This window comes from Kitasatospora sp. NPDC091257 (assembly GCF_044757675.1).
In the GTDB taxonomy this organism is placed as follows: domain Bacteria; phylum Actinomycetota; class Actinomycetes; order Streptomycetales; family Streptomycetaceae; genus Kitasatospora; species Kitasatospora lactacystinica.
Genome location: NZ_JBIVVI010000069.1, coordinates 1 through 14879 on the forward strand (window position 1 = coordinate 1; position 14879 = coordinate 14879).

Annotated in this window: 10 protein-coding genes; 9 read left to right on the forward strand and 1 reads right to left on the reverse strand. The window is 72.3% G+C overall.

Annotation, left to right across the window (positions count from 1 at the left end; translation table 11 throughout):
* The first annotated feature begins 283 nt into the window (after window positions 1-283).
* From ACIQOV_RS05400 to ACIQOV_RS05425, 6 genes are all read left to right on the forward strand, one after another.
* Window positions 284-553: a DUF2087 domain-containing protein gene (locus tag ACIQOV_RS05400; RefSeq protein WP_401045158.1), complete on the forward strand. Its 270-nt coding sequence runs from the start codon at window positions 284-286 to the stop codon at window positions 551-553.
* Window positions 554-671: 118 nt separating this feature from the next.
* A complete protein-coding gene (locus ACIQOV_RS05405; RefSeq protein WP_359909696.1) occupies window positions 672-1013 on the forward strand; it encodes a PadR family transcriptional regulator in 342 nt (113 codons plus the stop codon).
* Window positions 1010-1924 carry a hypothetical protein gene (locus tag ACIQOV_RS05410; RefSeq protein ID WP_401045159.1) on the forward strand — a complete coding sequence of 305 codons (915 nt, stop codon included), beginning with the start codon at window positions 1010-1012 and terminating at the stop codon, window positions 1922-1924. The genes ACIQOV_RS05405 and ACIQOV_RS05410 overlap by 4 nt, the downstream gene beginning before the upstream one ends.
* A 152-nt stretch (window positions 1925-2076) precedes the next feature.
* Entirely contained in the window at window positions 2077-2934 is an 858-nt protein-coding gene (locus ACIQOV_RS05415; protein ID WP_401045162.1) for a DUF4184 family protein, read from the forward strand.
* A gap of 140 nt (window positions 2935-3074) precedes the next feature.
* Window positions 3075-9191 (forward strand): glycosyl hydrolase family 18 protein, encoded by a 6117-nt coding sequence (locus tag ACIQOV_RS05420; protein WP_401045164.1) that lies wholly within the window; start codon window positions 3075-3077, stop codon window positions 9189-9191.
* Between the two features lie 466 nt (window positions 9192-9657).
* Entirely contained in the window at window positions 9658-10812 is a 1155-nt protein-coding gene (locus ACIQOV_RS05425) for a hypothetical protein (protein ID WP_401045167.1), read from the forward strand.
* An 85-nt stretch (window positions 10813-10897) separates the two neighbouring features.
* On the opposite strand, the gene ACIQOV_RS05430 is transcribed toward ACIQOV_RS05425, so the two are convergent.
* Window positions 10898-11065, reverse strand: coding sequence for a hypothetical protein (locus ACIQOV_RS05430; RefSeq protein ID WP_401045169.1), 168 nt, complete (start codon window positions 11063-11065; stop codon window positions 10898-10900).
* A 798-nt stretch (window positions 11066-11863) separates the two neighbouring features.
* On the opposite strand from ACIQOV_RS05430, the gene ACIQOV_RS05435 reads away from it, so the two are divergent.
* From ACIQOV_RS05435 to ACIQOV_RS05445, 3 genes are all read left to right on the forward strand, one after another.
* Window positions 11864-13690, forward strand: a complete 1827-nt coding sequence (locus ACIQOV_RS05435; protein WP_401045177.1) for an ABC transporter ATP-binding protein — start codon at window positions 11864-11866, stop codon at window positions 13688-13690.
* Entirely contained in the window at window positions 13687-13827 is a 141-nt protein-coding gene (locus ACIQOV_RS05440) for a hypothetical protein (protein ID WP_401045171.1), read from the forward strand. Before ACIQOV_RS05435 ends, ACIQOV_RS05440 begins: the two co-directional genes overlap by 4 nt.
* 143 nt (window positions 13828-13970) lie before the next feature.
* Complete coding sequence (locus ACIQOV_RS05445; RefSeq protein ID WP_401045174.1) at window positions 13971-14771, forward strand: ADP-ribosyltransferase; 801 nt, start codon at window positions 13971-13973, stop codon at window positions 14769-14771.
* Window positions 14772-14879 lie beyond the last annotated feature (108 nt).

The window sequence follows — 14879 nt, forward strand, 5'->3', positions numbered from 1 at the left end:
CTCACCAGGACCTCCCCTCCGGGCTCTGGCCTCCCAGAGGGGCCTGCGGGCCGTTCCCGGGCCCGATTCCTCCGCCGTAAGCCAGCACGCGTTGTGACGGCTCCACAGAACTCGGTGCCGACTCGCTTCCGGTGGAGGGCTGACCGGGTGTGATGTCGGTGATGTGCGGTGGAGCGGCCGGAACCCCCGGCCGGCGGAAAACCGGATGACGCACGGCGTCGTGCTCTGGCAGCCTCGGCGGACGAAGCACCCGAGGAACCGCCGACCTGCACAGGAGCGACCGATGTCCGAGCCGCCCGCGAATCTGGCCGCCCTGTTCCGGGACGGCCGGCTGACGGCGATCCCGCGCAAGGCGGGCCCCCGTACCGCCCTGCTCGACCACCTCGCCACCCTCTTCGAGCCGGCGCGGGAGTACGGCGAGCCGGAGGTCAACGAGGCCCTGCGCACCGTGCACGACGACTGCTCGGCGCTGCGCCGCTACCTGGTGGAGAGCGGTCGGCTCACCCGGACCCGCGACGGTCGCAGCTACCGGCGCGCGGCCGGCGGCGTGTGAGCGGAGCAGTGGCGTGGCAGGGGTGGCGTCGGTACGGGCGAGCCGCTGAGGGCCGCCCGGCGGCCGCGACGCGGCCCGCCGCGTTGAGATGCTCCGGCGGAGTGACTATCTTCGTCGGGTGAGTGAGCGCGTGATGCAAGAGCCGACCGTGATGGTGATGACAGCCCTCGCGGACGCACCGCGGCACGGGTACGCCATCGCGCAGGAGGTCAAGGCGATGACCGGCGGCCGTGTCGCGCTGCGCACGGGCGCCCTGTACGGGGCCCTGGACCGTCTGCTGGCCGACGGCATGATCGAGGTCGAACGCGAGGAGATCGTCGACGGCCGGGCCCGGCGGATCTTCACCCTGTCCCCGGCGGGTCGGGAGCGGCTGGCGGCGGAGGCCGAGCGGCTGGCCGAGACGGCGAGGGAGGCCAATCGTCGGCTGTCCGCCGCGCGGCCGTCGCCGTCCGCCACGTGATCGACCGTGTGGTGCGGCTGTATCCCGCCGCCTACCGGCAGGCCCATGGCGAGGAGGTCGCCGCGACCTTCCGGGAGATGACGGCGGGGGAGCCGCTGGGCTCGCGGCTGCGCGACGGCGCGGGTCTGGCGGCGCACGCGCTGCGGATGCGGCTGGGGGCGGGCCCGGCGGCTCCGGCCGCGCGGGTCCTGGGCCTGGCCCACCCCTTTGCCCTGGCCGCCGCCGCGGCCGGGTGCGGTCTGCATCTGCTGCGCTGGTACGCGAGCCTCGTCGCGTCCCCGGCCCCGTGGGGGCTGCGGCTCGGAGTGGACCTGTCGGGGGCGTGGGGCGTGCTGCTCGTGTCGTCCCTCTTCGTCTTCGTGGGGGCGGCGTCGGCCCTGGCCGGACGGTGGCGGGCGGGGGTGCCGTGCACGGTGGCCGGGCTGCTGTCCTTCGCGGTGGCCGCGGTGGTCAGCGGGCCGGCCTTCGGCGACCCGGTGGCCACCCCGGCCGCGGCGGTCCTGTCGGCGGCCGTGGTGCTCGCCTGCCCGCCGGACCGGCGGGTGGAACGCGGTCGTGCGGGCCGCGCGGGACCGGCGGGCATGGCCGGTGCCGTGGTCGCGCTCGTGGTCGTGCCGCGGGCGCTGATCGATTCCCACGTGGTGCCGTGGGTCAGCACCGACTACGGGTGCTGGCCGCTGCTCGTCCTCGCCGCGGCCGGGGTCGTGCTGACCTGGCGCGGCGGGTCGCGGGGCGGGCGCGAGTCGGCGGCCATCGCCCTGGCGTCCCCGCCGCTCCTGGCGCATGCCTGCGTCACCGCGTGGGGTGACGTCACTGCCGTCGCGTGCCTGGTGGCCGTGGTGTCGGCGGCCGCGGTGGCGATGCTGCTCGTCGGTCGCCTGCGGCGGAACCGGGTGCGTTTCTCGGCCTGAGCTGCGCCTGTCGGCCTGAGTGCCCGTCGGTCCCGGCGGCCTGCCGCTGTCGAACATCGAAGCCGGAATCGGAGGGGCCGGCTGCGCCCCTGATAGTCCGTTTGACGTAGCATTCCGTTCGACGGACTATTGGGTCCTGCGAGAGGATGCCCATGCCGTTCACCCTGTCCCACCCTGCGGCGGTACTGCCCTTGATGCGGCGGCCCTTCAGCCGGACGGCGCTGGTCGCCGGAGCCGTCGCACCGGACCTGCCCTACTTCCTGGTCAGCACAGGCCTGCCCGTCAGCGCGCAGTCCTGGTACGAGCCCTTCGCCAACGCCACCACCACGCACGGCGTTTCGGGTGTCGTCAGCGTCACCCTGCCGTACGCGCTCCTGCTGTGGGCGCTGCTCCGGGCGGCCCGGCGCCCGCTGGCCTTCCTGCTGCCGTCGTCCGTGCCGTGGGCGCCGTCGGGGGCTGCCGGTCCGCCGGTCCGGCGGGCCGGGTGGATCGTCCTGTCCGCACTGGTGGGTATTGCCAGTCACCTGGTCTGGGACGCCTTCACCCACGTGGACGGCTTCGTGGTCACCCGCACACCCTGGCTGGCCTCCACGCCGGTGGGCGGCCTCACCTGGGCGCGGGCCCTGCAGCACGCGAGCACGATCGGCGGCCTGGCCGCGATCGCGCTGTTCGCGTGGCGCAGGCGGGAGCACCTCCTCCCGGGCTCCGGTCGCCCCTGGCCGGTCGGCGGTCCGCGCCGCCAAGTCCTGCTCGCGATGGCCCTGTTCACGGCCGCAGGGGCTGTTGTTCACGCCTGGTGGTGGCGCGCCGGCCCGGAGGCGGAGACGACCGGGCCGTCTGCGGCCGGCCTGCTCGAAGGCGTGCTGTCCGACGCGGCGAAAGGTGCGGGCGCCGGCCTGATCGCCGCCCTGGCCCTCTACGTCCTCGCGTGGTGGATCCGTCACGCGGTCACGGAAGCCCGGTCCGGCCGCTCCGGTGCGAGCGGAGCCGGCCCTGTGCGCGGCGATTGACGAGACGTTGATCGATTGTCTACCGGGTTCGTGCACCATCCGCCAGCTGAGGAAATTCCATCGAGAAAACGGAGTACATGAACATGCAAGGGCTGAGCGGGCGGACACGCCGCCCGGGCCGACGCCGGACCCCGGGCCAGTTGCTGCGCGCAGTCGCGGCCGCGCTCGCCACGGTTCTCCTGGCCACGATGATGGCCGTCCTGAACGGGCCCGCTGCTGCCGCCGCCGAAAACCCCTGGGTGCCGCCGCTACAACTCGCCGGCGAGCGGAACATCATGACCTGGAACATGCAGGGGTCGACCGCGGTCGAGACGGGCAGCACCTACGAACGGCTCAACCAGCTGTACAGCCGAGCCGTCGCCGACGCCGCCCGCGGTGCCGGCCTCGCTGAGCAGAAACGCGTCGTGATGGCGCTGCAGGAGGCGGGTGTCCCGCCCACGTCCTGGGCTCCGCTCCAAGCCGCCGAGTTGCAGAACCTCGTCATCCCCGACGGAGTGCGAGGCTACAAGCGGCGAGTGGGACGGGACTACACCTACCTGTTCCACGCGCAGACCATCGGCAACGACCCCGCCGGACGTGTCAACTCGGCGATCATGACCAACGAACTGCCCCGGCGCCTGGTCTACATCCCCGCTGTGGCCGGGACGCTGCGCCCCCTGATCGGTGTGGGCTACGGCGAGGACCATGCGAACGGGGAGTACTACTTCTCCTTCCACGCCTCCTCCGGGAACGGCGGCCGCGACATCGTGCCGATGCTCCGGCGCCTGGTGGCCGAGATGGGTCGACTGGAAGCGGAGGAGCACGAACGGCATGCGGTCAACTGGTACGTCGGCGGCGACTTCAACCTGGACCCGACCGTCCTCAGGGCTCGTCTCGACGGTCCCGAAGTCAACGGGCAGGACGTCCACATCGCCAGGCCGGAGCGATACACCCATCGAAGTCCCGACGGGACCACGAGCAAGTTGGACTACGTCGTCACCAACGACCCGTCGATGTCCGATGTGCTGGGGAGGGTGACGGATCAGACGGGCTACGCCGACCACGACACCGTCTCCTACGGACGGCGGATCGGTGGCGGCGCGCCCTGTACCAGGCCGAGGGCGGCAGCGCTGGAGGCGGCGGCACCGGAGGCGTCGGCCGACCCCTGCCCGCTTCCCGGTCAGGGCGCGATCGTGTCCATGGGTGACAGCTACATCTCCGGTGAGGGCGGCCGCTGGGCGGGCAATGCGCTCACCAAGGAGGAGGGGGACGTCTGGGGCACGGACCGGCGCTCCCGTTGCCCGGACGACAAGCAGGACTGCGTGTACGACACGACGTCCTACAGCAACGGCGGCAACCGGTGCGACCGCTCCGACGTGGCCCCCATCAAGGGAACGGAGTTCGAGGGCATCCCCGTCGAGCGGCGGTTCAACATCGCCTGTTCGGGCGCGACGACGAAGGACATCCTCACGGAGTCGCGCAACAACGAGAAGCCCCAGATCCAGCAGTTGGCCGACCTCGCCCGCACCAATGACATCAGGATGGTCGTCGTCTCCATCGGCGGCAACGACCTGAAGTTCTCCGACATCATGACGACGTGCGGAAAGGCCTTCTTCGGGCTGGCCGCGCCCTGCCGGAAGGAGAAGGAGGCGGAGTTCTTCCTCGGGCTGAAAACCGTGCGGGCCGATGTCAGCAAGACCCTGACCGCGATCCGGGACGTGATGAGGGACGCCGGCCAGTCGGACTACCAACTCGTGCTCCAGTCGTACCCCAACCCGCTCCCGGCCAAGGACGACTTCCGCTACGAGCAGGGTGGGAGGACCAGCGATCGGTTCAGGACAGGGGGATGCCCCTTCCTCGACGAGGACGTGGACTGGGCCCGCAACTCGGTGGTGCCCCGCATCACCGAGATGCTGCGGCAGGCCGCGGGCATGGCCGGGGCGAAGTTCCTGAACGTGCAGGACACCTTCGCCGGGCACGAGTTGTGCGCGAAGTCGGCGGAGCAGGCGACGGACTCCAACAGCAATGCCGCTCCGTTGCCGGCGGCGAGGGCCGAGTGGGTCCGTTGGGTGCCGTACGTTCCCGGCGTCGGGTGGGCCACCCCCAACGCGCAGGGCGATGTCCAGGAGGCCGTTCACCCGAACGCGTTCGGTCAGCAGGTGTTGTCGCAGTGCCTGACCGAGTTCGCCAAGTCGGCGGTCGGCTCCGACCGGTACATCTTCACGTGCGCTGGTTCGGGCGACGGGATGAAGGTCGTTCCGGACGCCTCGGCGGTGCGTGAGGGCATCGTCCGGCTGCGCAACGCCCGGACGAACGAGGTGCTGGAGGCCGACGGGGACGGCCAGGACGACTACCTCGTGACCCGCACGGACGACGGGCGGGCCAGCCAGCGGTGGCTGCTGCACAACGTGGGCGAGAAGGTGACGCTGCAGGCGCAGCACAACGGGCGCTACCTGGACCTTTGGCACAACATCCTCAGCGGCAGGAACTGGGCGTACCTGGGCGGCATCGAGCGCGGTTGGTTCCGTTCGGCGACCGGTGACGGCCGGGTCGCGCTGTCCCTGGACAATGTCGACGGGACGAGCGGCTGCCTCACGCAGGACCCGGGGAAGCGGTCCGAGGACAAGAACTGGGCCAGTGTCGACTCCTGCGGCCAAGGCGTCAACGAGAAGCAGTACTGGTACATCGAGTACCCCGACGACGTGGTCATCACCCCCCGCCAACCCGACACCGGCACGGACCCGCGCGAGGGCCAGCAGGTGGAGCTGCGCTCGGCCACCGGCATGGCCGCGCACCTGAGCGGTGGCAGCACCGACGCCGGGACGAGCGTCCAGGCCGCGGAACCCGACGGCAGCGGTGCCCAGCGCTGGGTGATGCGCTCGCTCGGCGGCGGCAACTGGCGGATCGCGGCCTCGGCGGAGCCGGACATGGTCGTGGACCACAATCCCGGGCCGCACACCACCCATCTCGTGCGGGCGGAGGAGGGCAACGCCAACCAGGTCTGGCAGCCGAAGGGCGCCGGCGGCGGCTGGTACACCCTGGTCAGCAGTGCCGACGGCGGCTGCCTGACGGCCGGAGGCGCGGGCGAGGCGCTCGCGGTGACGGCCTGCGACGCGAACAACCAGGCCCAGCGGTGGAAGTTCCGGGAGACCGGGACGGGCACGCAGGTGGGCACGATCCGCGGGCTGGAGGGCAAGTGCGTCGAGCCGCGCGGCGGCAGCCGGGACGACCGGACGCCCGTCCGCCTCGCCGACTGCGCCGGTTCCGACGGCCAGGCCTGGACGGTGTCGGCGGACGGCTCGCTGCAGTCGCTGGCCAAGTGCCTGGACGTGGACGGCGGGCGCGCCGACAACGGGACGGCCGTCCAGCTGTACGAGTGCAACGGGAGCCCCGCCCAGAAGTGGATCTACACCGCGCGGCAGGAGCTGCGGAACCCGAACTCCGGCAAGTGCCTGGACGTCCCCGACTCGGACACCTCCCGGCCGTTGCAGATCTACGACTGCAACCGCCGCGACTCCCAGAGGTGGCAGCTGTCCGCCCGCCCGGTGGGCCAGCCGGACGGTGGTGACGCGGGCGACCCGTTCGACGCCGCCCCGGACGACCGCGGTACCAAGCCGGCCGCCTCGGGGGACTGCCGTCCCGAGGGCATGGCCGTCACCCCGGGCGTGGCCGCCCGGTACTGCGACGTGTACGACGGCGCGGGCCGCGAGTGGGTCGGCAACAACCGCACCCGGCGCGTGGTGGGCTACTTCACCGGCTGGCGCGCGGGCGCGAACGGCGACCCGAAGTACCTGGCGTCGAACATCCCCTGGTCGAAGGTCACGCACGTCAACTACGCGTTCGCCGAGGTGCGGGACAACCGGATCAGCATCGGCGACCCGAACGACCCGGCCAACCCGGCGACCGGCATGACCTGGCCGGGCGAGAAGAACGCCATGGACGCCTCGCTGCCGTACAAGGGGCACTTCAACCTGCTGAACACGTACAAGAAGAAGCATCCGGCGGTGAAGACGCTGATCTCGGTCGGCGGCTGGGCGGGCACCCGGAACTTCTACGCGATGACCACCAACGCCGACGGGTCGGTGAACCAGGCCGGCATCGACGCGTTCGCGGACTCCGTCACCGACTTCCTGGACCGGTACGGGTTCAACGGCGTCGACATCGACTACGAGTACCCGACCGCGCTGCCCAACACCGGCAACCCGCTGGACTGGGACGTCTCCAACCCCCGCCGCAAGGGGCTCCAGCAGGGCTACAACGCCCTGATGAAGTCGCTGCGGGAACGGCTGGACCGGGCCGGCACGGACAAGGGCCGCTACTACCTGCTGACGTCCGCGGGTTCCTCCTCCGGCTACCTGGTGCGCGGGCTGGACGCCGGACAGGCACTGCAGTACCAGGACTACGTCGACGTCATGACCTACGACCTGCACGGCTCCTGGAACAGGTTCGTCGGCCCGCAGGCCCCGCTGTACGACGACGGACGCGACAACGAGCTGGCGGACGCCGGCATCTACAACGACCAGGCGCCCGACACCAAGGACTTCCGGAAGGAGGGCTACTTCAACGTCGACTGGGCCTACCACTACTACCGCGGCGCGCTGCCGGCCGGCCGGATCAACCTCGGCATCCCGTACTACTCCCGCGGCTGGCGCGACGTCCGGGGCGGCACGGACGGGCTGTGGGGAACGGCCGCGATGCCGGACCAGGCCCAGTGCCCGCTGGGCACCGGCGGGCGCGGCCCGGCCAACGCGCAGTCCTGCGGGACGGGCGCGGTCGGGATCGACAACGTCTGGCACGACGTGGAGAACGAGCGGGAGGTCGGCGCCGGGTCGAACCCGCTGTGGCACACCAAGAACCTCCAGGACGGCCGGACCCCCGGCTACCTGCGGTCCTACGGCGTCGACACCAACCTGCCGAGCGGACGACTGACCGGCACGTACGCGGAGAAGTACTCGGACGCCCTCCAGTCGCCCTGGCTGTGGAACGACGCCAAGAAGGTGTTCCTCTCCACCGAGAACGAGAAGTCGCTCGACGCCAAGGCCCGCTACATCGTCGACAAGGGCATCGGCGGCGCGATGATCTGGGAACTCGCCGGCGACTACGCCCAACGCCCGGGCGGGGAGTGGGGCATGGGCTACGACCTGACCACCCGCCTGGACAACGCCTTCAAGGGCGCCGGAGCCACCGGCAACAGCAAGGCCGGCGGGCGGCCGCAGCCGGCCGAGGTGATCGACGTCAAGGCCGAACTGGTGGACTTCCCCACCGGGGAGAAGGACTTCTATCCCGTCCAGCCGAAGCTGCGGATCACCAACGACTCCGGCGTCACGCTCGCCCAGGGCACCGAGATCGCCCTCGACCTGCCCACCTCGATGCCGCCGGTCGTCAAGGACAACGACTACAAGGAGATGAAGGGGCTCGTCCCCGGCCACACCGGCCCCAACACGGGCGGACTCAAGGGGGACTTCCACCGGCTCACCCTCACCCTCGGCTACTGCGAGGACCTGGCGCCGGGCAAGTCCCGGGACATCGACCTGAAGTACTACCTGCCGATCACCGGGCCGTCCAACGTGACGTTCAGGATCGGCGGCCGGGAGTACGGCTCGACCGGCGACCAGCGCCGCGACGTCCGGACCGTCACACCGCCCGCCCCCGCCGCGGGCAGCTCCTGCCAGGCACCGGACTGGAAGCAGGGCCAGGTCTACCGGCCCGACGGCGGACGGCTGTGGCGGATGTACGACAAGGGGGACAAGGGCTGGATGTTCGAGTACGGCGACAGCCCCGCCGGCAAGCCCATGATGATCGACGACAACCCCGACCAGTCCCGCGCCCACCTCGTGGAACTGATGGAACAGAACGCCAACCAGTACTGGCGGATCCAGCCGGCGGGCGGCGGCCTCTACACGATCGCCGGCGGCGGCCGGTGCCTGACCGCCACCGCCTCCCGGCAGGACCTCGCCTCCGTGGGGTGCGACGGGCGGGCCGAACAGAAGTGGCGGCTCGTCCCGATCGCCGACAACGGCAGTGAGGGAGCACCCGGCGGGCCGAAGCACAACGGCCTGTTCAAGCTCCGCTCGGCCGCGGGCAACGACATCGAACTCGCCGGCGGCGCCACCGCCCGGGAGACCCACCTGCTCACCGGCGACCCGGCCGCCTCGACGGCCGCGTTCGTGAAGTACCAGGGCTCCTACTGGTACGCCCAGTGGTACACCACGGTCGCCCCCGGCACGGCGGAGGCGAACGGCGGCCGGCCGTGGAAGAAGCTCAGCCCGGCGCCGTAGCCCCGGGAGACCACCGGCCCCGAGCCGGTCGGGCACCGCGTTCCCGCGGCGCCCGGCCGGCTCTTCGCTTCGCCGCCCACGGGCACGTCCGGCTGCTCGGACGCGGGTCTCCTGGTGGAGCTCCCGGTGTCCGGGGACGGGAGCGCCGCCATCGGCCGAGTCCGCAGGGCTGATCGGCCGGCCCGCGGCCCCGCAGTGCAGAACCGATGCCCTGAGGGGTCAACTTCCGTGCGCCAGGCCGCAACTGCCCTCCACGTTCGCCGACATCCCCGGTATAAAGAGGCGGAGGGGACCGAGGGGGTTCAGCATGCACTCAAGGGAACAGTCGCAGAAGGCCGGGCGTCCTCATCGCGACGCGGCCACCGCCCGACGGTCCGGCAGCGGCACACGACCCGCGGCGGAGGCCGCGTTTCCGAGGGGTGCCGAGGCCCTGCAGCGCACGGTCGGCAACGCGACGACGGCACGCATGATCGCGGAGCAGCGGGACGGCTCCGGCCCGGACGACCGCCGGACGGCGCCGGCCCTCCAACGCGTGGCGGGCGACCAGGCGGCGGCGCCGCGAAGGCCGCAGACGCGGATGGACCCGAACAACGTGCTGCGGATCTGCGGGGCCGCCACGTACGACGGGGAGACCGTCACACCCGGCGGACGGTCGTCCGAGCTGCGGAACATCGTGTGGGAGGACCACTGGGCCGCCATCTCCGAGGTGTGCAGGAAGCACAAGTACACCATCGCCGTCCGTGAGACCGGCGAACACTCCATCCGGCGCATCGCGGAAGGGGCCAAGCCCAAACCGCACACCATCCTGGAGAAGTCCATCAAGCCCGCGTCCGTGCGCAAGAAGTACGGTCCCGGGCCCGGGCAGACGCAGGGCGACCCGGAACGCGTACTGGAGTTGCTGGAGCAGCACGACCTGAGCGGCTTCGTCGGCCACTGGAACGCCGAGGGCCTGGCCGGCGTCCGGATCGCCCGCCTGCCCGACACGATGACGGACCCGGAGATCGTCCGGACCGGCCCCAGGGGTGAGAAGTACGTGCCGATCGACATGAACGAGACGGACGGCGGTCCGCAGCTGGCCCAGCTGAAGACCGACCCGCGGTGGAAGCAGTACCTCTACACCGGGGACTACGACCTGCACGAGGTCTACTCCGCGCAGGGCGGCACCGGTGGCGGCCAGATCCCGGAGGCCACCCCCGAGAAGGCCAAGCTGCTCAACCGCCTCAACAGCGGGATCGCACGGAACTCCCAGGAGGAGGTGGTGCGCAGCGGCACGGTGGCCATGGGGAACGGCACCCTGCACATGGCCGCCGACTCCGAGTACGCCATGTTCCAGCACGGCGACCAGGCCACCTACCGGATGAACCAGTACCTGGAGGCGCAGGCTGCCGCGCTGGAGAACCAGGTCGCCCGGCAGGCGGCGCAGCTGGTGCGGGCGGTGGCCACCGAGGCCGACGAGCCGCTGGCGTGGTGCCGGATGGGGCAGTGGTACGTGACCCGGAACCGGGAGGAGCACGCGATCCTGCGGTCCCGCTGGAATCTCGCCGTGCCCCACACCTGGGGCGCCTCGGAGGTGGAGCGCACGGCCCGCGGCGGCTACCGCACGGCCGGCTACCTGGACTGACCGCACCGCCGGAACCGGTATGACGGGCCGGTGGGAACCACCGTCCGGCCGCGGCGGCAGGGCGACCGGCGAGCTGCCGGTCGACTCAGCGCTGCGCGGGGGCCTGCGCGGCCGGGGACCACGGTGCGGCCCACAGCGGGATCACCTCGACGGTGGCGGCGGAGCCGTGGGCGGGGGTGCCGGGGGTGCGCCCGGCCGTGGTGGGCTGTCCGGTGGTCGTGGGGAACGCGGTCGCGCTCGTCACAGTGGTCATGCCCGGCAACATACCGGGGGGCACTGACAGTGCCGGGTCGAGGAGTCCGGCCCGGCCCGTGGTGGGGTGAATCGAACGCTGGGGCCGGGTGCCGCTCCGAACACCTTCTCCTGAGGCGAAGGGTCGCGCGTTGCTCGGCGCGCGGCCGGCGCGGGTGCGCCCGGCGCCCGAAACCCGCTCGGGCGCCCGACTCCCCGAACGGGTGAATCCGGCGGCGGCCCCGCCCTGCGCGGCCGCCTCGCCCGCCGGGGCGTCCGCGGCTCCCTCGGACCCGGCCGGAAGACCGCGTTCGAACACGTTCTCGCCGCCTGCGCACTGGACTCCGCCGCCCTCCCGATCCCGTGGACGACCGAGTGGCGTGCGGTCCGGACCGCATGCGGAACGTGCTCGAAAAGTCCCCGTTCGACCCGGGCTCGCCCGGAGGCAAATCCACTTGAACGCCGTGCTCGAACAGCACCATCATCGGACGCCACCCACCCGTAACGACTCCGTCCATGCCGTCAACTCAGCCTGACAGAAGCAGACTTGAGCTTCTCGTCCGGGCCGGTGCCGGTGCTTCCGCGCGTCCGCGCACCGCTCTTCGTCTGGAGGATCTGTGGCCTGTCACCCCACCCCGGCGACCCACGTCCCACCCGTCACGGCGGCCCTGGTGGCCCGTGCTTCGCGCACGGAGGAGATCGCGTGAGCGCCGCGACCGCCGCGACCCCGGCCGAGGCCGCCGACGAGGAACTGCGGTGGCTCGCCGACGGGCGCCGCATCGAGGCGATCGAGGCGATCGAGGCGATCGGCGTCAACGCGATGGCCCGCCGCCTGCCCGCGCTCGTCGTCCGCGCGTTCCGCCTCGGCTGGCGCATCGACCGCGCCTCCGTCACGCTGCTCCTGGTCTGCCAGGCCGTGTCCGCGGTGCTCGGCGCGGCCGGCCTGTTCGCGACCACCGGCACCATCTCGGCGCTGTTCGGCCCGGGCCGGGTCGACGACAAGCTCGCCCACGCGGCGCCGTCGATCCTCGTGATCGCGGCGGCGGCCGGCGCCCGCTCCCTGCTGGGCATCACGATCCGCACCATCACCATCCACCTGTCGCCGCGGATCTCCCGCGAGGCCGAAGCCGCGGTGCTGCGCGCCACCGTGGCGGCCGAGCTGACCGCCTACGACCACGCCGGCTACAACGACGAGCTGGAAGCCGCGGACCGCGGCGCCGAGGTCTGCGTGGACATCGTCGGGGAGGCGCAGAACCTGCTCGCCTCCCTCGCCTCGCTCCTCGGTGCGGCAGGCGTGCTGACGGTGCTCCACCCCGCCCTCCTGCCCTTGTTGGTGCTCGCCGCGCTGCCCCAGGGGATCGCGTCGGTGCACGCCGCCCGGGTGCAGTTCCTGGCGAACCGGGCCGCGGTCGGCGACCGCCGGATCATGGCCAACCTGCGCTGGTACATCCACCTCAAGCGCAACGCCGACCAGGTCCGCTCCGACACCATGGGCGAGTTCCTGCTCGTCAAGTACGACCAGGTCGGCCGGCGGCTGGACGCCACTTCGCGGCGGGCGGCGATGCAGAGCGCCCGGGTGTCGGTGATCGGGGCCGCCGCCTCCGGCCTCGGCAGCGCGCTGGTGTGGGCGGCGATGCTGTGGCTGGTCAGCACCGGCCGGATGAGTCTGCCGCGCGGCGGCGCGGCCGTGTTCGCCCTGACCGCGGTCGGCACCAGCCTGCGCGGCATCGTCGGCTACGGCGCGGACCTCTTCCGCACCGGCATGTACCTGGACGACTGGTCGAGCTTCCTCGACACCGCCGGCGGCCACCGGCCCCGGCGCGGCACCGAGGCCCCCGAGCCGCCGCGCCGGATCGCGGTGGAGAACCTCCGCTACGCCTACCCCGCCTCCGACCGCAAGGCGCTGGACGGAGTGAACCTGCACGTCGAGCGGGGCGAGATCCTCGCCCTGGTGGGGGAGAACGGCTCCGGCAAGACCACCCTCTCCAAGCTCCTGGCCGGGCTCTACCTGCCCGATGCCGGATCGGTGCGGTGGGACGGGCGTGACACCCGCGACCTCGACCCGCACGCCCTGTGGCGCCAGGTCGCCGTCGTCCCGCAGGACTACGCGCGCTGGCCGCTGACCTGCCGCGAGAACATCACGCTGGGCCAGCCCACCGCCGAGGGGGACGCGGCGGTGCTGCGCGCCGCCGACGCCTCCGGGGCGGCCGACGTCGTCGCCAAGCTCCGCCGGGGGTTGTCCACCCTGCTGGCGGTGGAGTGGATGGGCGGCGAGGAGCTGTCCGGCGGCCAGTGGCAGCGCCTGGCCATCGCCCGGGCGTTCCACCGCGAGGCCGGGCTGCTCGTCCTGGACGAGCCGACCGCCGCCCTCGATCCGCGCGCCGAGCACCGGATCTTCCAGAACCTGCGGGCGGTCGCGCGGGAACGGGCGGTCGTCCTGGTCACCCACCGGCTCACCAACGTGGCCGTCGCCGACCGGATCGTGGTGCTCGAAGACGGAAAGGTCCTCCAGGAGGGCACGTTCGCCGAGCTGGTGGCCGAGGAGGGCGGCCGGTTCAGGGAACTGTGGGACCTGCAGAACGAACGCACCGGCCTCCCGGCCCAGCGGACCCAGCCGGTCCGGGAGGACGAGGGGACCGACCAGTGATCGACCTCGACGTGCCGAGCCGCCCGGCCCTCCCCGACTGCACCGCGGGCGTCGCCGCCGGCGCCACTGCCCGGGCCCTTGCCGAACTCGGCCAGGCGGGAGTGGAGTTGACCGGTGTGCCGGTCGTCCACGTCTGACGCGAGGCGGCGGGCCGCGTCCTTCGCTCACCCGGGGTCCGAGTGGACCGGGACGGCCGGGAGCGTCAATCGGCGACGAGGACACGCCCCTGATCGGGTGAGTTGCGGCATCTCCGGGCCAGGGGGCGGCCAGGGTAACGGTCGTGATCGACATCCGCATCCGCACGGCCGCCGGCGCAGTCGCCCTCGCCTGCGCCGTCGTGCTCATCCCCGAGATCCCGGCCGTCGCCGCCCCCGCGGCCGCGACCGAACCCGCCCCGTTCAGCTGCCTCGACCCCAGCGGGGAGGCGCTCTGGAGCGGTCCCCAGTGCGACGGCGTCATCGTCCGTGAACTCGGCACCGAGGCCGTCGCCATCCTCCTGGACGGCCGCCGGATCGACTTCGCCGGCGAGGCCGAACTGCGCGCCGACGACTGCGCCGTCCGGCCCGCCGTCACCCTCCCCGCCAGCACCTTCGAGAACCTTCCCAAGGGCCCGGACCCGCTGTACGCCGCCGTGGACCGCCGGGTGGACGTACCCCGCATCACCCCCGAACCGCACTGGCGCAAGAACTGCCACCCGCTCTTCCGCTCGGACGGCCGCGATCCGTCCGTCATCTTCGAGGAGGGCTTCGGCCCGAAGGACACCGTCAACGGCCAGTACGACATCACCGGCTACGTCCTGCAGAACCAGCCCTCGCCGTTCGTCAGCACCACCTACGACCCCGAGCTGTACAAGAAGTGGAAGAAGGTGCCCTGGGACTACTTCATCGACGCCCCCGGCGGCATCGACGTCAACGCGACCATCGGCGACCAGCACCAGTACGCCGACCAGGTCGAAGTCGCGTTCCCCGGCGGCGTGGACCGGCACTTCATCCGCCGGGCCTGCCCGGTCGACCGGGCCACCGCCTCCCTGGTCGAGTCGGGCTGCGTGGACAACCCGCACTACCAGCCCTGGCTGCACTGACCACAGGCCGTCCGCCGTCGGCCGGCCGGGGCGGGCCGGCCCCGGCGGGGCGGGGCGCCCGGCCCCCCGCCGGGGGGGGGGGCTAGTTTTAAAGGGAATGGACAAGGA

Excerpts from the sequence above, each read along its gene's own strand:
- ACIQOV_RS05400 (WP_401045158.1), top strand. The coding sequence starts at position 284 with ATGTCCGAGCCGCCCGCGAATCTGGCCGCCCTGTTCCGGGACGGCCGG.
- ACIQOV_RS05415 (WP_401045162.1), top strand. The coding sequence starts at position 2,077 with ATGCCGTTCACCCTGTCCCACCCTGCGGCGGTACTGCCCTTGATGCGG.
- ACIQOV_RS05425 (WP_401045167.1), top strand. The coding sequence starts at position 9,658 with ATGATCGCGGAGCAGCGGGACGGCTCCGGCCCGGACGACCGCCGGACG.
- ACIQOV_RS05430 (WP_401045169.1), bottom strand. The coding sequence starts at position 11,065 with ATGACCACTGTGACGAGCGCGACCGCGTTCCCCACGACCACCGGACAG.
- ACIQOV_RS05435 (WP_401045177.1), top strand. The coding sequence starts at position 11,864 with ATGGCCCGCCGCCTGCCCGCGCTCGTCGTCCGCGCGTTCCGCCTCGGC.